The following is a 24157-nucleotide window of genomic DNA, read 5'->3' as shown; positions in this document are numbered from 1 at the left end:
ACAAGGGCGGCAAGCAGAACCTCACCGCATCGCTCAAGAACATGGCAAGCATCGCCCCCGGCGCAGGCTTCTGAAACGGCAGGCCGTCTGCATTTCTACGCCGACCGCGCCGTTCAGGCCGGCATTTTTAAAGCGCATAGCCCCAGGACACCTGTCTGTCGACCAGACGGAAGGAGCGCCCGGTGGCGTTCTGCCGGCCATGCCTGCCTGACACGGGATCAGCTGGCAGGAACGCCGGGCACACGGGTCCTAGATTGGCGGCATCCGCCCGAAACTGTCAATCTAATGGATTTAAATTCTGGATATTCGCGAAAAAATCATTCATTGCTTGCAGCGCCAAGTACCCTCATGATGCCCCTCTGTGGGAGGAATCATGCGGCGTCCAACGCCCAAGCTGAATGGGACATCCGATGATATCCAAATCCGCCATTGCCGATCTTCCTGCTCCCGCACCGCGCCCCGGTGATTCCGCCACCCTCGCTGCCGACATCATCGCGCGGCTGACCTATTCGATCGGCAAGGACGCCAAGGTCGCCAAGCCGCATGACTGGATGACCGCAACCATTCTGGTGATCCGCGACCGGGTCATCGACCGCTGGATGGCATCCACCCGCAAGACCTACGAAGACGGCTCCAAGCGGGTCTACTACCTGTCGCTCGAATTCCTGATCGGGCGGCTGACGCGCGACGCCGTGTCCAATCTCGAGATGCTTGAGGAAGTGCACGAGGCTCTGCAGTCGCTCGGTGTCGATTTCGACGCGGTTGCGGCGCTGGAGCCTGACGCGGCACTGGGCAATGGCGGGCTTGGCCGCCTCGCAGCCTGTTTCATGGAATCGATGGCGACCGTCGACATACCCGCCTATGGCTACGGCATCCGCTATGTCCACGGCCTGTTCAAGCAGCAGATGAGCGACGGCTGGCAGGTCGAACTGCCCGAAACCTGGCTCAGCCGCGGCAACCCCTGGGAGTTCCCCCGCCACGAAGCCGCCTATGAAATCGGCTTTGGCGGATCGGTCGACACCATCGGCAACGGCTCGGACGAGACCCAGCGCTGCATCTGGAAGCCGCAGGAGCGGATGATGGCCGTCGCCTACGACACGCCGGTGGTCGGATGGCGCGCCAAGCGGGTCAACACGCTCCGGCTATGGACCGCTCAGCCGATCGACCCGATCCTGCTCGACGCCTTCAACGCCGGCGACCACATCGGCGCGTTGCGCGAGAGCAACAAGGCCGAGGCTCTCGCCCGTGTACTCTACCCCGCCGACCAGACCCCTGCCGGCCAGGAATTGCGCTTGCGCCAGGAGTATTTCTTCTCCTCCGCCTCGCTGCAGGACATCCTGCGCCGCCACCTGCAGCAGTATGGCGATCTGCGCACCCTGCCCGACAAGGTGGCGATCCAGCTCAACGACACCCATCCAGCCGTGTCCGTGGCCGAACTGATGCGGCTGCTGATCGACGTCCATCGCATGGAATTCGATCCCGCCTGGGACATAACCCGCAAGACCTTCAGCTACACCAACCACACGCTGCTCCCCGAAGCGCTGGAAAGCTGGCCGGTGCCGTTGTTCGAGCGGTTGCTGCCGCGGCACATGCAGCTGATCTATGCCATCAATGCCAAGGTTCTGCGCCAGGCGCGGAAGGACCGCGGCTATGACGAGGACCAGATCCGTTCGGTCTCCCTGATCGACGAAGGTGGCGAGCGCCGCGTGCGAATGGGCAACCTCGCCTTCATCGGCTCCCACTCGATCAATGGTGTCTCCGCCCTTCATACCGACCTGATGAAGCAGACCGTGTTTTCCGATCTGCATGGCCTCTACCCGGACCGCATCAACAACAAGACCAACGGCATCACGCCGCGCCGCTGGCTGATGCAGTGCAATCCGGAACTGTTTTCGCTGATCCGGGAAGCGATCGGCGACGAATTCATGGATGACGCGGAAGCGCTCTCGGCATTGGACGCGTTTGCCGGCGATGCCAGCTTCCGCGCCCGCTTTGCTGCGGTCAAACGCGCCAACAAGGGACGGCTGTCCAATCTGGTTGCCCGCCGCATGGGCATCAGGGTCGATCCCTCTGCGATGTTCGATATCCAGATCAAGCGGATCCACGAATACAAGCGGCAATTGCTCAACATCATCGAGGCCGTGGCTCTCTATGACCAGATGCGCTCGCACCCCGAACGCGACTGGACGCCCAGGGTGAAGTTCTTCGCCGGCAAGGCGGCGCCGAGCTACCACAACGCCAAGCTGATCATCAAGCTTGCCAATGACGTCGCCCGGGTGATCAACAATGATCCATCCGTGCGCGGCCTGCTGAAGATCGCATTCGTTCCCAACTACAATGTCTCGCTGGCCGAAATCATGGTGCCGGCCGCCGACCTGTCCGAGCAGATTTCGACTGCGGGGATGGAAGCGTCAGGAACCGGCAACATGAAATTCGCGCTCAACGGCGCGCTGACCATCGGCACGCTCGATGGCGCCAATGTCGAGATCAAGGAGTGCGTCGGCGACGACAACATCGTCATTTTCGGCCTGACCGCCGCGGAAGTGGCCGATCGGCGCGCCACGGGCCACAATCCACGCGGCATCATCGAAGCCTCGCCGGAACTGTCGCAGGCGCTGACCGCCATCGCCTCGGGTGTATTCAGCCCGGATGACCGCGGCCGCTACAGCGATCTGATTGCCGGACTTTATGATCATGACTGGTTCATGGTGGCGGCCGATTTCGATGCCTATGCCAGAGCGCAGCGCCAGGTTGACAGTTTGTGGGTTGACGAAGAGGCTTGGTATGGCCGTACTATCCTCAATACCGCGCGTGTGGGATGGTTCTCCTCGGACCGCACCATCCGCCAGTATGCAAAGGAAATTTGGAAAGCCGGCCCATGACCCAAAAGGGAACCGTGCCAGGTGCCGGAACAAAGGTGCCCCGCCTCCCGGCAGAAGAAGCAGAAGCGATCGCTTCCGGAGCGCATGGAAACCCTTTTTCTGTTCTCGGAGTCCAGGAATTCCAAGGGGGATTCCTCGCCCGCGCATTTGTTCCAGGCGCCGACGATGTCCAGGCATTGACCCTTGATGGCCGGCCGGTGGGCCAGCTCCAGCCCGGCGCGGTGGCTGGCCTGTTCGAGGGACGTCTCGCCATCCGGGAGCGTCAGCCATTGCGCTACGCCGCGACCAATTCCGTCGGTGCCTGGGAAATCGACGATCCCTATTCCTACGGGCCGGTTCTTGGCCCGATGGATGACTATTTCATCGCCGAAGGCTCGCATCTGCGCCTGTTCGACAAGATGGGGGCTCTTCCCATCCGGCACGAAGGCACGGACGGCGTGCATTTTGCCGTCTGGGCGCCGAATGCCCGCCGGGTGTCGGTGGTTGGCGATTTCAACGATTGGGATGGCCGCCGCCATGTCATGCGCCTGCGCGCCGACGTCGGGATCTGGGAAATCTTCGCCCCCGGCGTGAAGCCCGGCGCCGCCTACAAGTATGAGATCATCGGTCCGAATGGCGAGCGACTGCCGCTCAAGGCCGATCCTTATGCCCGCCGCGCCGAGCTGCGCCCGGCGACAGCTTCGATCGTGGCGTCCAACCTCGATCATGACTGGGGCGACAGCGCCCACCGCGCGCATTGGAGCAAGGTCGATGCGCGCCGCCAGCCCATGTCGATCTACGAGGTGCACCCAGGATCCTGGCGCAGGCAGTCCGACGGCTCTTTCCTGTCATGGGACCAACTGGCCGACGAACTGATCCCCTACTGCGTCGAAATGGGCTTCACCCACATCGAGTTCCTGCCGGTCTCCGAGCACCCCTATGACCCCTCCTGGGGGTACCAGACCACCGGGCTCTATGCCCCCTCAGCAAGGTTCGGCGAACCCGAGGGCTTTGCACGCTTTGTCGATGGCGCTCACCAGGTGGGCCTTGGCGTCATCCTCGACTGGGTGCCTGCGCATTTTCCGACCGACGAGCACGGGCTCGCGCGGTTCGATGGCACCGCATTGTACGAGCATGCCGATCCGCGCCAGGGATTTCACCCCGACTGGAACACGGCGATCTACAATTTCGGCCGCCGGGAAGTGTCGTCGTTCCTCGTCAACAACGCGCTGTTCTGGGCCGAGACCTATCATGTCGACGGCCTCAGGGTGGATGCGGTCGCCTCGATGCTCTACCTCGATTATTCGCGCAAGGAAGGTGAGTGGATCCCCAACAAGGATGGCGGACGGGAAAACCTCGACGCGGTCGAGTTTCTCAAGCGCATGAACAAGGCGGTTTACGGAAACCATCCCGGCATCGTCACCATCGCCGAGGAGTCGACATCCTGGCCCAAGGTTTCCGCTCCGGTTTACGAGGGAGGCCTCGGCTTCGGCTTCAAGTGGAACATGGGCTTCATGCATGACACGCTGTCCTACATGCAGCGCGACCCGATATACCGCAAGCACCACCATGCCGACATGACCTTCGGCCTGCTCTACGCCTTCTCGGAGAACTTCGTGCTGCCGATTTCCCACGATGAAGTGGTGCACGGCAAGGGCTCGATGCTCAACAAGATGGCTGGTGACGAGTGGCAGAAATTTGCCAGCCTCAGAGCCTATTACGGATTCATGTGGGGCTATCCGGGCAAGAAGCTGCTGTTCATGGGCCAGGAATTCGCCCAGCGCGGCGAATGGAGCGAGGCGCGTTCGCTCGACTGGGATCATCTCGACGACCCGCGCCATCACGGCATGCAGGACCTGGTGCGCGACCTCAACCGGCTTTACGCCAAGACACCCGCGCTCCATGCGCGCGATTGCGAGCCGGAAGGCTTCGAGTGGCTTGTCGCAGATGACTCGGCGAACTCGGTCTTTGCCTGGGTCCGCCGTTCGCCCGGAGACAAGCCGGTCATCTTGGTGTCGAACTTCACGCCCAATGTGCTGACCGGCTACCGGGTTCCCATGCCGCAAGACGGTGTCTGGCTTGAGATTTTCAATTCGGATTCCACTGTTTACGGTGGGTCCGGCAAGGGCAACCTCGGTGAGGTGATGACACGGGTGGAGGGTGATCGTGTCATCGCGGAACTGACGTTGCCGCCTTTGGCGACAATGATGTTCACGCCCGCATGAGCCGGGCCAAGGCTAAAAGGGGAGGTTAGAATGGAGCAGAAACGGGTTCAGCCGCTGGCGCGTGACGCCATGGCCTATGTCCTGGCAGGCGGCCGTGGAAGCCGCCTGATGGAACTCACCGACCGCCGTGCCAAGCCTGCGGTCTATTTCGGCGGCAAGACCCGCATCATCGACTTTGCGCTTTCCAACGCGCTCAACTCCGGCATCCGCCGCATCGGCGTCGCCACCCAGTACAAGGCGCATTCGCTGATCAGGCACCTGCAGCGCGGCTGGAACTTTCTGCGACCGGAACGGAACGAGAGTTTCGACATCCTTCCGGCCAGCCAGCGCGTGTCGGAAACCCAATGGTATGCCGGCACCGCCGATGCGGTGTTTCAGAACATCGACATCATCGAGGATTATGGACCGAAGTTCATGGTCATCCTGGCAGGCGACCACATCTACAAGATGGACTATGAATTGATGTTGCAGCAGCACGTCAATTCAGGCGCCGATGTCACCGTTGGCTGCCTCGAGGTGCCGCGCATGGAGGCGACCGGTTTCGGGGTCATGCATATCAACGACATGGACCAGATCATCGACTTCGTTGAAAAGCCCGCCGATCCTCCGGGCATGCCGGACAAGCCCGAGATGTCGCTCGCATCGATGGGGATCTACGTTTTCAACACCGACTTCCTGATGGACGAATTGCGCCGGGACGCGCAGGCGCCCGGTTCGAGCCGCGATTTCGGCAAGGACATCATTCCCTACATCGTAGCAAACGGCAAAGCAGTGGCGCACAGGTTTGCAGAATCTTGTGTTCGCGAAACGCCCGAGAAGGAAGCCTACTGGCGCGATGTCGGCACCGTCGATGCCTACTGGCAGGCAAACATCGATCTCACCGACATTCTGCCCGAACTTGACCTCTATGACCGTTCATGGCCGATCTGGACCTATGCAGAGATCCGGCCGCCTGCAAAGTTCGTCCACAATGAAGAGGGCCGGCGCGGCATGGCATTGTCCTCGCTGGTGTCGGGAGACTGCATCATCTCCGGTTCTGAACTGCACCGCTCCCTGCTGTTTTCCGGCGTTCTGTGCCGGTCCTACTCCAAGCTGAACGAAGCCGTTGTCCTGCCAGAATGCGTGATCGGACGCCATGCCAGCCTGTCCAAGGTGGTGATTGACCGGGGCGTCAAGATCCCTGCCGGCCTGGTTGTTGGTGAAGACCCGGAACTGGATGCAAGCCGCTTCCGCCGGACCGCGTCAGGCATCTGCCTGATCACACAGGACATGCTCGACCGCGCGGGGTTGATCTACGAATGAGGGTTCTTTCTGTCGCCTCGGAGGTGTATCCGCTGATCAAGACCGGCGGGCTGGCTGATGTCGCCGGCGCCCTGCCCGCGGCCCTGTCGACGCATGGCGTCGACATGCGGGTGCTGCTTCCAGGCTACCAGCAGGTCATGGCAAAGCTTCGCAATCCCGCACCCCTGGTCAGGTTTGACGACCTTCTTGGCATCAGCGCCACGATCCTTGCGAGCACGATTGACGGCGTGGATTATCTGGTTCTTGACGCGCCCGACCTGTTCGACCGCGCGGGTGGGCCCTACACCGATGCCGCCAATGCCGACCATCCCGACAACTGGCTCCGGTTCGCGGCACTGAGCCGCGCCGCAGCCAACATCGCCGAAGGCGCCATTGACGACTGGACGCCCGACATTGTCCATGCCCATGACTGGCAGGCAGGCCTGACGCCTGTCTACATAAAGCAGGGCAAGGCCGCACACACGCCGACGGTGATGACCATTCACAACATCGCCTTTCAAGGGCAGTTCGGACCCGACATTTTCCCCGAGCTCGGCCTCCCGCAGACCGTATTCTCGGTCGATGGTGTCGAGTATTATGGCGATGTCAGCTTTCTCAAGGGCGGGTTGCAGATGGCGACAGCCATCACCACCGTCAGCCCGACCTATGCGCAGGAAATCCGCACGCCCGAATTCGGCATGGGCCTGGACGGCCTGATCAACGCCCGCGCCGACAGCCTGCACGGCATCGTCAACGGCATTGATACCGAAGTGTGGGATCCGGCGACGGACAAGATGATCGCCGCAAACTACAGTCTCGCCAAACCGAAGAAACGTCAGGTCAACAGGAAGGCTCTTGCCGACTATTTCGGATTCGGGGACACCGGCAAGCCGGTCTTCACCGTCGTCAGCCGGCTGACCTGGCAGAAGGGCATCGACGTGCTCACCGACGTGGCCGACGAAATTGTCGCCATGGGCGGGCGGCTGGCGGTGCTCGGATCCGGCGACAAGATTCTGGAATCTGCCCTGCAGTCAGCCGCAGAACGGCATCCCGGCGACATAGGTCTGGTCATCGGCTACAATGAACCTCTGTCCCACCTTATGCAGGCCGGCGGTGATGTGATCCTCGTCCCGTCACGGTTCGAACCCTGCGGACTGACCCAGCTCTACGGGCTGCGCTATGGCAACGTCCCGGTGGTTGCCCGCACCGGCGGCCTTGCCGACACGATCATCGACGCCAACGAGGCCGCCAGCGCCGCCGGGGTGGCGACCGGCTTCCAGTTCTCGCCGGTCACGCACGATGCCTTGCGTGAAGCCCTGCGCCGCGCCATCCGGGCCTTTGCCGAACCCAAGGTATGGGCTCAAATGCAGACCCAGGGCATGAAAGCGGACGTCTCCTGGGAGCGCAGCGCCCAGCGCTACGCGAGCCTTTATACCGAACTTCTCAATGCAAAGAGCGACACATGAACCGGACAGTATCCGTCAGCCCCTTCCCCGACCAGAAACCCGGCACATCCGGGCTCCGCAAGAAGGTTCCGGTGTTCCGGCAGCCCGGATATTCGGAAGCCTTCATCCAGTCGATCTTCGACAGCCTCGACGGGTTTGAGGGCAAGTCGCTGGTCATCGGCGGCGACGGCCGGTTCTACAATCGCGAGGTCATCCAGACAGCCATTCGCATGGCGGCGGCCAACGGCTTCGGCCGCGTTCTGGTTGGCCAGGGAGGGATCCTGTCGACACCGGCGGCATCGCACCTGATCCGCAAGCGTCAGGCCTTTGGCGGTCTGATCCTGTCAGCAAGCCACAATCCCGGCGGCCCGACCGAGGATTTCGGCATCAAGTACAACATTTCCAACGGCGGTCCCGCGCCCGAGAAAATCACCGAGGCGATCTATGCCCGGTCCCAGGTGATCGATCACTACAAGATCGCCGATTTCGCCGATGTGGATCTCGACCGGATCGGAGCCTTCGAAGCGGGCGGCATGACAATCGAGGTCGTCGACCCCGTCGCCGATTACGCGGAACTGATGGAGACCCTGTTCGATTTCGACGCCATCCGCACGCTCGTCTCGGGCGGATTCAGCGTAGCCTTCGACGCCATGCACGCGGTGACCGGCCCTTATGCAAGCGAGATCCTGGTGCGGCGCCTGGGCGTGGATCCAGCCCTGGTCTTCAACGCAACGCCACTAGAGGATTTTGGCGGCCATCACCCCGACCCGAACCTGGTTCACGCCAAGGCACTCTACGACCTTATGATGGGACCCGATGCGCCCGATTTCGGCGCCGCTTCGGACGGCGACGGCGACCGCAACCTGATCATCGGCAAGGGCATATTCGTCACCCCGTCGGATTCGCTTGCGATGTTGGCTGCCAACGCTCACCTCGCGCCGGGCTACAAGGCAGGCCTCAAGGGCATCGCCCGCTCCATGCCGACCAGCGCCGCCGCCGACCGGGTCGCCGCAAAGCTCGGCGTCGAGATGCACGAGACACCAACGGGGTGGAAGTTCTTCGGCAATCTTCTCGATGCCGGACGCTGCACCATCTGCGGCGAGGAAAGCGCCGGCACCGGCTCCGACCATGTCCGCGAAAAGGATGGTCTCTGGGCGGTGCTGCTGTGGCTCAACATACTCGCTGTACGCGGCCAGAGCATGATGGAAATCGTTCAGGACCATTGGGCCGAATATGGCCGGACCTATTATTCGCGGCACGACTACGAGGCCATCGACACCGACAGCGCCAACCAGCTGATGGCAGGGCTTGAAGGAAAACTCGATCGCCTCGCAGGCGTTCAGACCGGATCGCTGACGATCGAAAAGGCCGACAGCTTCACCTATCACGACCCGGTCGACGGCTCGGTCAGCCGCAATCAGGGGATCCGCATCTTCTTCCAGGGCGGATCGCGGCTGGTCTTCAGGCTTTCGGGAACCGGCACCTCCGGCGCGACATTGCGGATCTATATGGAGCGCTATGAGCCCGATCCCGCCCGCCACGACCAGGACACGCAGGCTGCCCTGGCGCCCCTGATCGCCGCGGCGCAGGAGCTCGCCGAAATAACCAGGCGAACCGGGCGGGACGCTCCGACCGTCATCACCTGATGATCAGGCTTCCCGATTCCGGACTGCCCGGCAAACCCGGCGCTGAACTGACGGCCAACGGCGCACATTTTGTCGTGCGGGCACCCAGGGCGTCTTCGGTCACGCTCTGCCTGTTTGACCGGTCGGATCGCGAGATCGCCCGTCACGACATGGCCCCGGACGATGGCGGAACATTCACCACTTTTGTCGAGGGGCTTCAGGCCGGCGCCCGCTACGGCCTTCGCGCCGACGGTCCCTGGCAGCCCGAAGCCGGCCACCGCTTCGATCCCGCCAAGCTGCTCGTCGATCCCTACGCCACGAGGATTGACCGGCCCTTCTCCTATGCCCCCCGTCTGGCGGAATTCGGCGACGATACCCGAAGTATCGTTCCGAAAGCCGTTCTGGAGGCACCGCAGCCACCGCTCAATCCGGACCGTCCGCTGTTTCGATCCGGCGGACTGATCTACGAGATACCGGTTCGCGCCTTCACGATGCTTCACCCCGACGTGCCCGAAGAGGACAGGGGAACCATCCGGGCACTGGCGCATCCTTCGATTATCAATCATCTCAGCAAGCTTCATGTCAGCGCCGTCGAACTGATGCCCATCACCGCATGGATCGACGAGCGGCACCTGCCGCCGCTCGGGTTGACCAATGCCTGGGGCTACAATCCGGTGACCATGCTTGCGCTCGATCCGCGTCTCGCTCCAGGCGGCATTGCCGACCTGCGCCACGCCGTCGAGGCCCTGCATGCAGCCGGTATCGGTGTCATTCTTGATGTGGTTTTCAACCACACCGGCGAAAGCGATGTTCATGGCCCGACCCTGTCGTTGCGCGGGCTGGGCAACGCCACCTATTACCGCCACGACCGTCATACTCCGGGTACGCTTGTCAATGACACCGGCTGCGGCAACACGCTGGCCTGTGACCGGCCGGAGGTCCAGGAACTGGTCCTCACCGCGATGCGGCATTTCGTGACACAGGCCGGTATCGACGGGTTCCGCTTTGATCTGGCCCCGATCCTCGGCCGCGACGCGAATGGCTTTTCCTCCGAAGCCACACTGCTGCACCTCATCGTCGATGATGCCGTCCTGCATGACCGGGTGCTGATTGCCGAACCCTGGGACATCGGTCCGGGTGGCTATCAGCTTGGCAATTTCGGACCGCCGTGGCTCGAGTGGAACGATCATGCACGCGATGACATCCGCCGCTTCTGGCGTGGCGACAGCGCCATGACCGGCGCCCTGGCGACGCGGCTTTCCGGTTCCTCCGATATCTTCGCCAAAGGTGGCGGCACATGGACCCGCAGCGTCAACTTCGTTGCCGCGCATGATGGTTTCCCGCTCGGCGACCTTGTGTCCTTTGAGGAAAAGCACAACGAGGCAAACGGCGAGGACAACCGCGATGGGCATGACGCCAATCATTCCTGGAACAACGGCACGGAAGGCCCAACCGATGATCCGACGATCCTTGCCTCGCGCGAAGCCGATGCCAGGGCCCTGATCGCCACCCTGTTTGCCAGCCGCGGCACGATCCTCCTGACCGCCGGTGATGAATTCGGCCACAGCCAGCGCGGCAACAACAATGCCTACGCCCAGGACAATGCGATTACATGGCGCAACTGGAATGAGCTCAATCAGGCCAGGCTGGAATTCACGCAAGCCTGGGCCGAACTGAGAGCCCAATCGCCGCTGTTGATGCGGCTGCAATTCATGAAGGACAGTGACGGATCGACGGTCCCCGACCAGGTGTCGTGGCTGACCACCGATGGGCATCCGATGAAACCCGCGGACTGGGAAGACCCGAACCGGGATGGGTTCATGATGGTGCTCGGCCCCGAGGGTGGGCGCTTGACGATGGTATTCAACCGCAGCCACCGGGAAATCCGGTGCGTGTTTCCCGGCTCGCCGGGCCTGTGGTTCCCCGCAAGCCCGCATGCCTCGATCGAGAAGGCGATCCCGCCCCGTTCGGTGGTTTGCTGGCGGGAAATGCCCGGCTGACGACCAAAGGCCTATGATTTCCAGTGAATTCTGATTTCATTAAGCTGATGCATCGATTGATGTATCACTCTTTTGAGTGCAAAACCGGCACACGTCTGAACCTGGGAGATTTACGTGCAGCGAATGATTTCAATAACGGAGGTCAAGGATCTCGTCGGAACCGAACTCGGTGTGTCCGAATGGATGGACGTACCGCAATCGCGCATCGACATTTTCGCCGACGCCACCGACGACCACCAGTTCATTCACGTTGATCCGGTCCGTGCGGCGGAATCCCCCTTCGGCGGAACCATTGCCCACGGCTTTCTGACGCTTTCAATGCTGTCGGCCATGCATTCTGATGCGGTGCCCAAACTGAAGGAAACCAATTTCGGCATCAATTACGGTTTCAACAAGATCCGCTTCATGGCGCCCGTGCCCGTCAACGGCCGGATCCGCGGCCGGTTCTTCCTCAAGGAGGCAAGGCTTCGCGGTCCTGGCAGGATGATGACGACTTATGAGGTGACGATCGAGATCGACGGCGTGAAGAAGCCCGCCATGACGGCCACGTGGTTGACCATCATTCAGTTCGATCCAGAAGTCTGGCCGCAGACATGAGAGAGTGTCTGCAGGCGTGCTCCTTACCTGCAGACCAGCCAGATATCCCCTGTTACGCCAGGCAATCCTTAGCGGCTTCCGACAGCATGCCGAAAGCATAGTCCGAAAACGAGCGCCAGCATTCGACCCGGAATTCGTTTTCCGCGGTGCGAAGGATCACCACCTCGATTTTTCCCATCACGGTTCGGGTCGCCGAGCCGACCGGAAATACCTTGTCGCTCAGGTTCTGCGGACAGCCGCTTTGCACTGTGGCCCGGGCACCCTTGCCGCTGACCAGGATGGCCGTGTTGCGATGGGATATGTCGACCGCGGAATGGAGCGCGGTCACCTTTTCGAGATCCGCCAGCGGATTGCCATTTTCATCAATGATCAACCACTCATCGGGACCAAGCCAGGCGACCAGGCGACCGTGATCATTGCGCGCGGATGCCTTCGGCGTCACCGGCAATTCAAGGCCGAGAGCTTTCGACAAGGCCTTTGCATCAGCCGGGTCCGCGCGAAGCGAAACGCGGTTTGCGGGGGCCGCTGGCGTCAGGGCGACGCCGGCCGCGCCGCCGATGCGTCCGGCAAGCGGTTCGGTACGGGTGGCGTGAGCGATATCAGCCATTCAGGCGCACTCCCTCTTTGTCGATGAAAACGGTATCGGTGACTTCAACTTCGATCGTCTTGTCAGGCATTGGCACGTAGAGCGTTTTGCCCATGAGCGCACGCCCGTCGACGACCACGCCCATGGCGATAGACCGGCCGCAGTTTTCAGACCAGTAGGACGAAGTCACATGCCCGATCATCGTCATCGGCACTGTCTGGTTCGGATCGGCAACGATCTGCGCGCCCTCTTCCAGGACGATGCCCGGATCCTTCGTCGCCAGGCCGACAAGCTGCTTGCGCCCGCTGGCGACCAGATCCGGCCGCTTCATGCCGCGGATGCCGACAAAGTCCGGCTTCTTCTTCGCCACAGCCCAGTTCAAGCCGGCGTCATCGGGCGTCACCGTTCCATCGGTGTCCTGACCGACGATGATGTAGCCCTTTTCGGCGCGAAGCACGTGCATGGTCTCGGTGCCGTAGGCGCAGGCGCCAAGCGCTTCCGCCCGCTGCCACAACGCTTTCCAGACAGCCTCGCCGTAGTCGGCCGGCACGTTGACCTCGTATCCGGCTTCACCGGTAAACGACATGCGGAAAAGCCGAGTTGGCACACCGCAGATCTTGCCCACGCGCACGCTCATATGCGGCATCGCTTCGTTGGACATATCGATGTCCTCCACCAGCGGTGCGACGATCTCGCGAGCTTTCGGTCCTTGCACGGCAATCACCGCCCATTGCTCGGTCGTCGATGTGAGCCACACCTTGAGATGCGGGAACTCGGTCTGGAGATAGTCTTCCATGTGATGCATGACCCGCGGCGCGCCGCCGGTCGTCGTGGTCACATGGAACCGGTCCTCGGCCATCCGCCCGACAACGCCGTCATCATAGATGAAGCCGTCCTCGCGCAGCATGATGCCGTATTTGCAGCGTCCCGGCTCGAGCTTGTCCCAGCTGTTGGTGTACATCAGATTGAGGAACTGGGCCGCATCGGGACCAACCACTTCGATCTTGCCGAGCGTGGTGGCGTCGAACATGCCGGCGACGTCGCGCACGGTCCGGCATTCGCGGTTGACCGCCTGATGCATGTCCTCGCCCGCGCGCGGATAATACCAGGCACGCTTCCATTGGCCGACATCCTCGAACACCGCGCCATGGGCTTCTTCCCAGCCATGCATCGGCGTCCGGCGGGTCGGATCGAACAGGTCTCCGCGCGAATGATTGACGATCGCACCGAACGTCACCGGCGTATAGGGAGAACGGAACGTGGTCAGTCCCACCTGGGGCAAGGGCTTGTCGAGCATCTCGGCGGCGATTGCCAGGCCGTGAATGTTGGATGTCTTGCCCTGATCGGTGGCCATCCCGTTGGTGGTGAAGCGTTTGACATGCTCGATCGAATGCATGCCTTCGCGCACGGCAAGCCGGATGTCCTTGGCGGTCACGTCGTTCTGGAAATCGACGAAGGCCTTGACCGTCGTGTCGGCGCCGGCACCGGCGGCCGAGCCCATCATGCTTCCGGCCCAGGACGTCTGGGTTTCCGCGTCCGGCGCGGTCCAGGCTTCACCGGCCTGCGATCCCGAAGCGATTGCGGCCTCATGACCGGCCTTTGCAGCAGCGGCGATAGCGTCGCCCAGATCGTCATCTCCGTTGCAGGCGCCGACGCTGACGCAATCCTGGACATTGCGGCCCGGCAGGAAGCGCTGGCTTTCCTCGTCCCAGACCACCTTGCCGCGCGATTGCGAATACATGTGCACCGAGGGCGTCCAGCCGGCGGACATGATCAGCGCATCGACCGGAATGTCCCGCGTCGAGCCGCCGGAAGTCCTGCCGACCTTCATCGACTTGACGCGGAGTTTACCCGAGGTGTCGAGCACGGCCTGACCAGCCAGAACCTCGATGCCGAGTTCCTTGGCCCGCGCCACCAGCGCCGGATCGGGATCGGGGCGCACATCGACGATGGCCGGGATCGATACACCCGCCTGCTTGAGATCGAAAGCTGCCGACCAGGCCGAATCGCAGGCGGTGTAGACGCCGACCTTGGCGCCGACGGTAACTCCAAAATGATTGAGATAGGTCCGCGCCGCCGAGGCCAGCATGATACCGGGCCGGTCGTTGTTGGCAAACACCATGTGCCGCTCGATCGCGCCAGTGGCGATGACCACCTGCCTGGCCCGGACCTGCCACAGCCGCTCGCGCGGCAGCGACGGATCGGGATTGGCAAGATGCTCGGTTACACGCTCGACCAGGCCGACATGGTTTTGCGCCTGATATCCGAATGCCGTGGTTCGTGTCAGCACCCGGACATTGTCCATGGCGCGAAGCTCGGCCGTCACCTTCTGTGCCCAGTCCCACCCCGACTGGCCGCCGACTGTCGCATCGGTTTCGTGATGAAACGCGCCGCCGGTCTCCGGCTGCTCGTCGCACAGGATCACCTCTGCTCCGGCATGGGCCGCGGCAAGAGCTGCCGACAGACCAGTAGCGCCGCCACCGATCACCAGCACGTCGCAATGGGCGAAATGGTTGGAGTAATGATCCGGGTCCGGTTCGGTCGGCGAGACGCCAAGGCCGGCTGCGGCCCTGATCACCGGTTCATAGATCTTCTTCCAGGCAGCTTTCGGCCACATGAATGTCTTGTAGTAGAACCCGGCTGCGAAGAACGGCGAGGCAAGGTTGTTGAGCCCGCCGACATCGAAGGCGAGCGACGGCCAGCGGTTCTGCGACCGGGTCTGCATGCCGTCATAGACTTCCTGCACGGTTGCCCGGATGTTCGGTGTCCGCCGCACCGCATCGCGGCCGACATCCATCAGCGCATTGGGCTCTTCCGGCCCGGCTGAAAGCATGCCGCGCGGCCGGTGGTACTTGAACGACCTCCCGGTCAGGTGGATGCCATTGGCGAGCAAGGCCGACGCCAGCGTGTCGCCTTGCACAGCCGTCAGGATCTTGTTGTCGAATTTGAAACGCAAGGTCTTCGCCGGCGTCAGCCTGCCCTTGCCCTTGATCCGGTTCGCGCCGCTCATTGTGCCGCTCCCTTGACGGTCAGGACACCGTCGTCTCCGCGCTCCACCTCAACCCGGGGCTCTCCGGCCTTGTAGGTCGTTACAAACCGGTCGCTCACCGTATCGCGCACCGCGTTGAAGAAGCGGGCGCAGCCGTGGATGTGCCGCCAGCGTTCATAGGTAACGCCCTTGGGATTGGCGCGAATGAAGAAGAATTTCTCGAACTCCTCGTCGCTAATCCCGGCGATGTCTTTCGGCCGTTCGATATGCGCCTCGCCCGTGTTGCGGAATTCGAGCTCGGGCCTTTCTTCCTGGCAGTAGGGACAATGGATCAGAAGCATCGCTTGGTCCTTGGTCAGATCTTGGTTTTGATCACGGCGGTTTCAGGGTCGCCGGTGTTGGGAGTGCCGGCAGGTTCTATGATGACGAGATGGGTCTCCTCGTCGGCGCGCGGGCAATGCTCGACACCTTTCGGCACCACATACATCTCGCCCGGTTCCAGAATGACATCGCCATCCCGCATCTGGATGGTCAGCCGCCCGGACAGCACCAGGAAGAAATCGTCGGTGTCGGGATGAGAGTGCCAGTTGAACTCGCCATTCACCTTGACCACCATCACGTCATGGCCATTGAACCCGGCGACGATCTTGGGTGACCACAGGTCGCTGAAGGTCGACAGCTTCTCGGCCAGATTGATGGGTTTTTCGCTCATCGTCCGTGCCTCAATGCGCCACGGCAGCGGCCGCAGCCTCGTCGATCAGGCGCCCGGTCCGGAAACGCTCCAGATTAAACGGGGCATTGATCTTGTGCGGCTCATCGCGCGCGATCGTATGCGCGAAGACATTGGCCGAGCCCGGCGTCGCCTTGAAGCCGCCGGTGCCCCAGCCGCAATTCACGTAAAGCCCCTTCACCGGGGTTTTCGAGAGAATCGGCGACCGGTCCGGCGTCACATCGACGATGCCGCCCCAGGAGCGCAGCATTTTCATCCGGGTGAACATCGGGAACATCTCACAGATGGCATCGAGCGTGTGGCTGAGAATGTGCAGCCCGCCGGTCTGTGAATAGGATGTGTACTGGTCGGTCCCGGCCCCGATCACCAACTCGCCCTTGTCCGACTGCGAGATATAGGCATGCACCGTGTTGGACATCACCACGCAGGGAAAGACCGGTTTGACCGGCTCGGACACCAGCGCCTGCAGCGGGTAGCTTTCGAGCGGCATGCGCACGCCCGCCATTTCCATGATCACCGACGTGTGGCCCGCGGCAACGACACCGACTTTCCTCGCACCTATGAAGCCGCGGCTGGTATCGACGCCGGAGACAGACCCGTCGGCAGCGCGGCGGACGCCGGTCACTTCGCAGTTCTGGATGATGTGAACGCCCATGTCGGCCGCAGCCCGCGCATAGCCCCAGGCCACGGCATCGTGGCGGGCGGTGCCGCCCCGCCGCTGCAACGCCGCGCCGACCACCGGATAGCGTGCCGACTGGTTGATATTGAGCGGCGGGCAATATTCCTTGGCTTCTTCCGGCGTGAGCCATTCATTGTCGATGCCATTGAGCCGGTTGGCGTGGATATGCCGCTTGAACACCTGCGTGTCGTGAACATTGTGCGCCAGCATCATCACGCCGCGCGCCGAATACATCACGTTGTAATTGAGGTCCTGCGACAGCCCGTCCCACAGCTTGAGCGCATGGTCGTAAAGCCCGGCGCTCTCGTCATAGAGATAGTTGGAACGGATGATGGTGGTGTTGCGTCCGGTGTTTCCGCCGCCAAGCCAGCCCTTTTCGATCACGGCGATGTTGGTGATGCCGTGTTCCTTGGCCAGATAATAAGCTGTCCCCAGACCATGTCCGCCGGCGCCGACGATGATCACGTCATAGTCTTTTCGCGGCTCGGGCGATGTCCATTGCGCAGGCCAGCCCTTGTGGCCACGCATTGCCTCGCGGGCAACGGCAAAAGCGGAATACTTGCGCATAGCTGTCTGGCTCCAAACGGGTTCGATATGCTTCATCCCAGCAAGAGCAAATTCAACTGCTCCGCATCGGCTCTTTTGCGACTTCCGGATGGCCCTTGATGTCGCAGTGCGTTTTGTCGCACTTGGATATGCGGGCCAGACCCCGGAAATCGGCATGATCTGCAAGGCGCAGGAAAAATACGCCGGCACGCGCATTGTCAAGTTGCCGGGGACTGGACTTGAGGCTTCGAAACTGTTATTTGCCACCTCAATCGTAACGCCCTCGGCCGAACGAACGGAATTTTTGTTTGCCAGGGTTGCTTCAGCCAACCGAAAACTCGAAGGAACGGGATCAACGTGCAGGTACTTGTCCGCGATAACAATGTCGATCAGGCGCTCCGCGCTCTCAAGAAGAAAATGCAGCGTGAAGGCATTTTCCGCGAAATGAAGATGCGTGATTTTTACGAGAAGCCGTCGCAGAAGCGGGCTCGCGAGAAGGCCGAAGCCGTTCGCCGCGTCCGCAAGCTGGCCCGCAAGCGGGCCCAGCGCGAAGGTCTTATCGGTGGTGGCCGCCCGGCGGCTCCTGCTCGCTGATCCAGCCGTTTTTTCGCCCTTTTAGGGTTGCATGAATGAGAGGCGGAGACGAATATTCGTCTCCGCCTTTTTCAGTGTGGTGGACCGGGATACTCCCGGAAAAGCAGGTGGGGCACAAGCGATGCGGTTGATTGCAGCTATTGAGACAAACGAGCGGCACACAAAAGGTGCGCGTTTCTTGTTGCTGGCTGCGGTATCGGCTTTGAGCATTTCGCTGGCCGGCTGCAACACCACCACACCAGTTGACACGATCTCCATCGACCGCACCCAGGGCACCGAGGAAAACATTGCCTCGCTGACCGATGTCATCCGGCGCAATCCCAGTGACCCGGAAGGCTACAATGTGCGCGGATCGGCCTATGGCAGGTCCGGCAAGTACCGCGATGCCCTGGATGATTTCAACCGCGCCATCCAGCTCAACCCGTCCTTCTATCAGGCCTACGCCAACCGTGCCCTGATCCACCGGTCGATGGGCAATCTGGTCGAAGCCGCAAATGACTACAATCGCGCGCTGAAGATCAATCCGCGCTACGACGTGGCCTACATCGGCCGAGGCAATCTTTACCGCCAGGCCGGCAGGACAAACGAGGCGATGACCGATTTCAATCGCGCCATCAGCCTTCAGACAACCGATCCGCGCGCCTACCATAACCGCGGGCTGATCAAGCAGTTGCAGAACCAGCATCCGCAGGCAATCGAGGATTTCTCGGCCGCCATTTCGCTGGCTCCGAATTCACCCGAGCCCTATAATGGCCGGGGCATTTCCTACGTGGCGCTGAATGACGACGACAACGCTTTCGCCGATTTCAACCGCGCCATTGAACTCAACCAGCGGATCGCGGAATCCTGGGCCAACCAGGCGCTGATCTATGAGCGCCGCGGCGACAAGGCGCGTGCCGCCAAGTCCTATGCGCGGGCCGCTCAGCTTGATCCGAAATATCGTCCCGCAATCGACGGTCTGGCCCGCGTCCGCTGAACCGGGCCCGCGGGCTTCCCGCCCGCGTCAGAATTCCCCCTTCGACAGATGCTTCCTGCTTGCAGTTGCGCATGCCGGTTCACGCCCCGCGATAAGTCATCACCAAGCGCGAACGGTCCAAATCTCCACTTTCCCAGCAGTCGCGGAACGATTCAGTGTCCGCCACGTTGTCATGCCGAACCAACGAAAATGAAAGTGAGTTAGACATGATCGGCAAAACCAAGATCACTGCTGCTGCAGCACTCGTCGCAACGGTCGCGCTCAGCGCCGCAACCGTCCCCGTAAAGGCCGACAGCGTCGAACTGGGCCTGCTTGAATGTGTTGTCGAAGGCGGCAGCGGCTTCATCTTCGGCTCCTCCAAGGATCTGTCGTGCGAATACACTCCTGCAAACGACAGTGCCGCCAAGGAAGCCTACTTTGGCGTCATCAACAAGTTCGGCGTCGACATTGGCGTGACCGGCACAACGGTGATCGAATGGGTCGTCCTCGCCCCGACCACGGATTATGAGTATCAGGCCGGATCGCTCGCCGGCGACTATCGCGGCGTCTCCGCTGAGGCGACGGCGGCGGCTGGTGCAGGTGTCAACATTCTGGTTGGCGGGTCCAACGACACCATTTCGCTTCAGCCTGTCAGTGTCCAGGCTCAGGAAGGTGTTAACGTCGCCGTCGGCATTGCCGAACTTCAGCTGCGCTCTACCGCCGACTGACGGTCACTTCATAGGAGACAAAAAAGGCCCGGGTATCGCCCGGGCCTTTTTGCATAATCTGAGACGATCAGATCAATGCTCCATGGCCTTGACGATATCGTCCGTCATCTTCTTCGCATCGCCGAGCAGCATCATCGTGCTGTCCTTGTAGAAAAGCGTGTTGTCGATACCGGCGTAACCCGATCCGAGCGAGCGTTTCACGAACAGGCAGGTGCGGGCCTTGTCGACATCGAGGATCGGCATTCCGTAGATCGGCGAGGACTTGTCATCACGGGCCGAAGGGTTGGTCACATCATTGGCGCCGATGACATAGGCCACATCGGCCTGCGCAAATTCCGAGTTGATGTCCTCGAGTTCGAAGACCTCGTCATAAGGCACATTGGCTTCTGCCAGCAGGACGTTCATGTGACCAGGCATGCGGCCGGCCACCGGGTGAATGGCGTATTTGACCTCGACACCCTGTTCCTTGAGCTTGTCGGCGAGTTCGCGCACGGCGTGCTGTGCCTGGGCCACGGCCATGCCGTAACCGGGCACGATGATGACCTTGGAGGCATTCGACATCAGGAAGGCCGCATCATCGGCCGAACCGAGCTTGACGCTGCGGTCGATATCGTCACCGCCCGCGGCCGCGGTTTCACCGCCAAAGCCGCCCAGGATGACCGAGATGAAAGAGCGGTTCATGCCCTTGCACATGATGTAGGACAGAATGGCACCCGACGAGCCGACCAGTGCGCCGGTGATGATCAGCGCGAGGTTGCCAAGCGTGAAGCCGATGCCGGCTGCCGCCCAACCCGAATAGGAATTGAGCATCGACACCACGACCGGCATGTCGGCGCCGCCGATCGGAACGATCAGCAGAACCCCCAGCACCAGCGACAGGACGACGATCAGCCAGAACACCGTGTAGCTTTCCGTGGCAACCAGCACGCCGATCAGGACGACAATGCCGATCAGCAAGGCGGCATTGATGACATGGCGCATCGGCAGCATGATCGGTTTGCCCGACATCCGGCCGTCAAGCTTCAGGAACGCGATGATCGAACCGGTGAAGGTAATCGCGCCAATGGCGACGCCCAGCGACATTTCGATCAGCGCCTGCGCATGGATCTCGCCGACTTCGCCGATTCCGAATGCGTGCGGCGAGTAAAGAGCTGCGGCCGCCACGAGAACAGCAGCGAGGCCAACCAGGCTGTGGAACCCGGCAACCAGCTGCGGCATTGAGGTCATTGCGATCTTGCGCGCGATATAAGCGCCCGCACCGCCGCCGATGACAAGCCCGGCCAGGATCATCGCAAGTCCGCCTGCCGAAGGCTTGGCCAGCAGCAGCGTCGTCACGATGGCGATGGCCATGCCGGCCATGCCGTAAGCATTGCCCTGCCGGCTTGTGGTCGGGTGTGACAGGCCCCTCAGAGCCATGATGAACAGAACGCCCGAAACGAGGTAGGCGAATGCGGCAAAATTCTCTGACATCAGCCGGCCCTCACTTCTCTTTTTTCTTGTACATGGCCAGCATCCGCTGGGTGACGAGGAATCCGCCGAAGATATTGACCGATGCAAGCACCAGCGCGACGAACCCGAACCCGGTCGCCCAGCCCGAAAGCGACGCACCAACGGCGAGCAGCGCGCCGACGACGATGACCGAAGAAATCGCGTTGGTGACCGCCATCAGCGGCGTGTGCAGTGCCGGCGTCACCGACCAGACCACGTAATAGCCGACGAAGATTGCCAGCACGAAGATCGCCAGCCGGAAGACGAACGGGTCGATCGCCCCGCCGCTGGCGGCATGCACCGCCGCAGCCACGCCATCGCCAGCCGGGCCGGCATTTTCCGCAGCCGCGCGGACCGCGCTGACTGCCTGCTCGAGATTTTCAAGAGCGGTATCGAGTACGGACCCTGCCATCACGCTGCTCCCTTGCTTGCTTCGCCGCCGAAGGCGGGATGAATGACTGCACCGCCATGGGTCAGCGCCGTTGCCTTGACCAGTTCATCCTCAAGATTGACCGAAACCGTTTTGGTTTCCTTGTCGATCATGGTGTCGAGGAAGGTCAGCAGGTTCTTGGCGTAGAGAAGCGAGGCGCTCGCCGCAATCTGGCCCGGCATGTTGAGAATGCCGATCACCGTGACGCCATCGACGGTGACCGTTTCACCCGGCTTGGAGCCCTCGATATTGCCGCCGCGCTCGACCGCAAGATCAACCGCCACCGACCCCAGACGCATGCTCTTGAGCATGTCGCGGGAAATCAGCTTCGGCGCCGGGCGTCCGGGAATAAGCGCGGTTGTGATCACGATGTCCTGCTTGGCAATGTGATCAGCGACCAGCGCTGCCTGCTTGGCCTGGTATTCCTTAGACATTTCCTTGGCATAGCCACCAGCCGTTTCGGCGGCCTTGAACTCATCGTCTTCCACGGCAATGAACTTGGCCCCGAGCGAGGCAACCTGCTCCTTGGCAGCCGGGCGCACATCGGTGGCCGAGACGGCCGCGCCGAGACGACGGGCTGTCGCGATCGCTTGCAAGCCGGCAACACCGGCTCCCATCACGAACACCTTGGCAGCCGGCACGGTGCCTGCAGCGGTCATCATCATCGGCATGGCACGGTCGAAGCTGTGTGAGGCTTCGATCACGGCTTGGTATCCGGCAAGGTTCGCCTGCGAGGACAGGACGTCCATTGATTGGGCGCGCGTGATGCGCGGCATCAATTCCATGGCGAAGGCGGTCACACCGGCCTTGGCGAGCGCTGCCAGCGCCTTTTCATTACCGTACGGATCCATCTGCGCAAGCACGATGGCTCCCGACTTGAGGGACTTGATTTCTGCTTCGGATGGCCGCCGCACGCGAAGCACGACATCGGCCTTCTTCGCATCCGCCGCGGTTCCGGCTTTCGCCCCCGCCGCGACAAAATCCGCATCGGCAATCCGGGATTTCTCCCCGGCGCCTTTCTGGACGACGACCTCCAGACCGAGCGCGGTCATTTTCTTCACGGTCTCCGGCGATGCAGCGACGCGGGATTCAAGCGAATCGGATTCTTTGGCAATAAAAACGACGGCGCCCACGAGAGCCCCTCCTCTGGGAAACAGGATGAGACGAGCCGAAACGGATCAGGAAAAGTCCGTAACCAACACGCTACGAACGGTTCAACGGGCGAGGATGCTGCCGCCAATGCTCAGAACGACAAAGGCCAGGATACTGGCAATCGCGCCTGCGCCGGTAAAGAAGTACACTGCCATGGCGATCAGCAGGGCCACGATCACGATCGTTCCGTATTTCGCCCCGGCGAGAAACATCGAGTAGGTTTTATCGTGCTCGGAATAATCCATGGCAGCACCGGTTTCGACAGGACCGTTCATCTGTTCAGCCATACTGTAGCTCCCCAATTTGGCAATTCATGGACGGATTACACAAACCCCGGCCATTGTGCAATGGACATCAGGTCACAGGGCGGTGGCAAACCGATCGGCGGAGCCGCCGCGACGAGCCCAAACCCGTCCGACAAACCGCTGCCCGCCTCAAGCTTGCTGGAGTGCGTACCGCGCCGTCGGCCGGATTGTGAGCGGCGGCATGTACAATTCCTGCCGGGGTGCAAACATCAACCGGCGCTCGCACAGCTGGGAATTGAAGAACGGAAAACGGTCATAGATCTTCTGCAGCTCGACATGCGCATTGGACGCGTGCAGCTCGATATTGCTGTCATATTTCGCGAAGTATCGGGGTTCGACAAGCGGATGTGAATTGAAGATGCGCTTGTAGAAAGCCCGGTGATTTGGCTTGATCACCGAGAGGCAATAATCCGTGTGGAAGTAGTCTGTCGCCATCGTTGCGACCCGGAGCGTCAGGTAGGGCAGCGCGGGATACTCGCGCATGATATCCGGATCTGCCGCAAATCTGACCGGGTCGATGAATGTCTGCCCGGCATCCAGCAACGGGTTCATCACATCCGGAAAATGCGACACCGCCACGCTGTCGCGTTGGGTAGCTGTCACGTGATGAACGCGAATGGTCGACACCAATTGTTCATCGAAGAAGATGCCCATCACATGCGCATTGGGTTTGAAATCAAGATCGTCAATCAGCAACTCGCCGTTCTGCGGCGCCAGCCCGACCATGGTGAAAGCCTTGTAGCGGATGCGGGCAACATCCTCGAGATCGTCCGCGTTGTCGACACGGCGATACTCGATGCTCTCAAGGAAGCGCATGACGCTGGCGCTGAATCCTGTGATTTTGCCCTGAGCGGCGCTGACCATTGCTGACAAGTCTCCATCGTGATGTACGAGGAAAGCTTATCGTTAAAATTGTCTTAATCAATCTCACCCCGGCCCCA

Annotated in this window: 20 protein-coding genes; 10 read left to right on the top strand and 10 right to left on the bottom strand. The window is 61.5% G+C overall.

Translation table 11 applies throughout. The features are described from left to right. Nucleotides 1-410: 410 nt before the first annotated feature. The 7 genes from O4H62_RS23720 to O4H62_RS23690 all read left to right on the top strand — a co-directional run bounded on the left by O4H62_RS23720 (nucleotide 411) and on the right by O4H62_RS23690 (nucleotide 12034). Nucleotides 411-2882: a glycogen/starch/alpha-glucan phosphorylase gene (locus O4H62_RS23720; RefSeq protein WP_269391354.1), complete on the top strand. Its 2472-nt coding sequence runs from the start codon at nucleotides 411-413 to the stop codon at nucleotides 2880-2882. Beyond that, nucleotides 2879-5086, top strand: coding sequence for a 1,4-alpha-glucan branching protein GlgB (gene glgB, locus O4H62_RS23715; protein ID WP_269391353.1), 2208 nt, complete (start codon nucleotides 2879-2881; stop codon nucleotides 5084-5086). The genes O4H62_RS23720 and glgB overlap by 4 nt, the downstream gene beginning before the upstream one ends. A 30-nt stretch (nucleotides 5087-5116) precedes the next feature. Next, entirely contained in the window at nucleotides 5117-6388 is a 1272-nt protein-coding gene (gene glgC / locus O4H62_RS23710) for a glucose-1-phosphate adenylyltransferase (RefSeq protein WP_269391352.1), read from the top strand. Beyond that, nucleotides 6385-7833 carry a glycogen synthase GlgA gene (gene glgA, locus O4H62_RS23705; RefSeq protein WP_269391351.1) on the top strand — a complete coding sequence of 483 codons (1449 nt, stop codon included), beginning with the start codon at nucleotides 6385-6387 and terminating at the stop codon, nucleotides 7831-7833. The genes glgC and glgA overlap by 4 nt, the downstream gene beginning before the upstream one ends. Next, nucleotides 7830-9458 carry an alpha-D-glucose phosphate-specific phosphoglucomutase gene (locus O4H62_RS23700; RefSeq protein WP_269391350.1) on the top strand — a complete coding sequence of 543 codons (1629 nt, stop codon included), beginning with the start codon at nucleotides 7830-7832 and terminating at the stop codon, nucleotides 9456-9458. The genes glgA and O4H62_RS23700 overlap by 4 nt, the downstream gene beginning before the upstream one ends. Then, nucleotides 9458-11437 carry a glycogen debranching protein GlgX gene (gene glgX, locus O4H62_RS23695; protein WP_269391349.1) on the top strand — a complete coding sequence of 660 codons (1980 nt, stop codon included), beginning with the start codon at nucleotides 9458-9460 and terminating at the stop codon, nucleotides 11435-11437. The genes O4H62_RS23700 and glgX overlap by 1 nt, the downstream gene beginning before the upstream one ends. Nucleotides 11438-11560: 123 nt before the next feature. Further along, a complete protein-coding gene (locus O4H62_RS23690; protein WP_430538512.1) occupies nucleotides 11561-12034 on the top strand; it encodes a MaoC family dehydratase in 474 nt (157 codons plus the stop codon). A 52-nt stretch (nucleotides 12035-12086) separates the two neighbouring features. Here the strand turns inward: O4H62_RS23690 and O4H62_RS23685 are convergent, their stop codons facing one another. The 5 genes from O4H62_RS23685 to O4H62_RS23665 are packed head-to-tail and all read right to left on the bottom strand — an operon-like array spanning nucleotide 12087 to nucleotide 17585. Continuing rightward, entirely contained in the window at nucleotides 12087-12641 is a 555-nt protein-coding gene (locus O4H62_RS23685) for a sarcosine oxidase subunit gamma (protein WP_269391347.1), read from the bottom strand. Continuing rightward, nucleotides 12634-15630 (bottom strand): sarcosine oxidase subunit alpha, encoded by a 2997-nt coding sequence (locus O4H62_RS23680; protein WP_269391346.1) that lies wholly within the window; start codon nucleotides 15628-15630, stop codon nucleotides 12634-12636. Before O4H62_RS23680 ends, O4H62_RS23685 begins: the two co-directional genes overlap by 8 nt. Further along, on the bottom strand, nucleotides 15627-15950 hold the full coding sequence (locus O4H62_RS23675; protein WP_269391345.1) for a sarcosine oxidase subunit delta: 324 nt from the start codon (nucleotides 15948-15950) through the stop codon (nucleotides 15627-15629). The genes O4H62_RS23680 and O4H62_RS23675 overlap by 4 nt, the downstream gene beginning before the upstream one ends. Before the next feature lie 14 nt (nucleotides 15951-15964). After that, on the bottom strand, nucleotides 15965-16321 hold the full coding sequence (locus O4H62_RS23670; protein WP_269391344.1) for a cupin domain-containing protein: 357 nt from the start codon (nucleotides 16319-16321) through the stop codon (nucleotides 15965-15967). Between the two features lie 10 nt (nucleotides 16322-16331). Further along, complete coding sequence (locus O4H62_RS23665) at nucleotides 16332-17585, bottom strand: sarcosine oxidase subunit beta (RefSeq protein ID WP_269391343.1); 1254 nt, start codon at nucleotides 17583-17585, stop codon at nucleotides 16332-16334. A gap of 336 nt (nucleotides 17586-17921) precedes the next feature. Between O4H62_RS23665 and rpsU the strand changes: the two genes are divergently transcribed. The 3 genes from rpsU to O4H62_RS23650 all read left to right on the top strand — a co-directional run bounded on the left by rpsU (nucleotide 17922) and on the right by O4H62_RS23650 (nucleotide 19841). Continuing rightward, entirely contained in the window at nucleotides 17922-18158 is a 237-nt protein-coding gene (gene rpsU, locus O4H62_RS23660; protein WP_269391342.1) for a 30S ribosomal protein S21, read from the top strand. Between the two features lie 121 nt (nucleotides 18159-18279). Then, nucleotides 18280-19134, top strand: coding sequence for a tetratricopeptide repeat protein (locus tag O4H62_RS23655; RefSeq protein WP_269391341.1), 855 nt, complete (start codon nucleotides 18280-18282; stop codon nucleotides 19132-19134). 206 nt (nucleotides 19135-19340) lie between these two features. Continuing rightward, entirely contained in the window at nucleotides 19341-19841 is a 501-nt protein-coding gene (locus O4H62_RS23650; protein WP_269391340.1) for a DUF992 domain-containing protein, read from the top strand. Between the two features lie 72 nt (nucleotides 19842-19913). On the opposite strand, the gene O4H62_RS23645 is transcribed toward O4H62_RS23650, so the two are convergent. From O4H62_RS23645 to O4H62_RS23625, 5 genes are all read right to left on the bottom strand, one after another. Next, the gene (locus O4H62_RS23645) at nucleotides 19914-21311 is read right to left on the bottom strand and encodes an NAD(P)(+) transhydrogenase (Re/Si-specific) subunit beta (RefSeq protein ID WP_269391339.1); all 1398 of its coding nucleotides are present in this window, start codon (nucleotides 21309-21311) and stop codon (nucleotides 19914-19916) included. A gap of 10 nt (nucleotides 21312-21321) precedes the next feature. After that, a complete protein-coding gene (locus tag O4H62_RS23640; RefSeq protein WP_007198918.1) occupies nucleotides 21322-21741 on the bottom strand; it encodes an NAD(P) transhydrogenase subunit alpha in 420 nt (139 codons plus the stop codon). Next, nucleotides 21741-22892, bottom strand: coding sequence for a Re/Si-specific NAD(P)(+) transhydrogenase subunit alpha (locus O4H62_RS23635; RefSeq protein ID WP_269391338.1), 1152 nt, complete (start codon nucleotides 22890-22892; stop codon nucleotides 21741-21743). Before O4H62_RS23635 ends, O4H62_RS23640 begins: the two co-directional genes overlap by 1 nt. Nucleotides 22893-22973: 81 nt before the next feature. Further along, nucleotides 22974-23198 (bottom strand): aa3-type cytochrome c oxidase subunit IV, encoded by a 225-nt coding sequence (locus O4H62_RS23630; RefSeq protein WP_269391337.1) that lies wholly within the window; start codon nucleotides 23196-23198, stop codon nucleotides 22974-22976. Between the two features lie 147 nt (nucleotides 23199-23345). Then, nucleotides 23346-24080: an N-acyl amino acid synthase FeeM domain-containing protein gene (locus O4H62_RS23625; protein WP_269391336.1), complete on the bottom strand. Its 735-nt coding sequence runs from the start codon at nucleotides 24078-24080 to the stop codon at nucleotides 23346-23348. Between the last annotated feature and the right edge of the window lie 77 nt (nucleotides 24081-24157).

Source organism: Parahoeflea alexandrii, from assembly GCF_027214025.1.
In the GTDB taxonomy this organism is placed as follows: Bacteria; Pseudomonadota; Alphaproteobacteria; order Rhizobiales; family Rhizobiaceae; genus Hoeflea; species Hoeflea alexandrii_A.
Note: the sequence above shows the minus strand (reverse complement) of the source record. Positions and strands in the feature narration are given on the sequence as shown.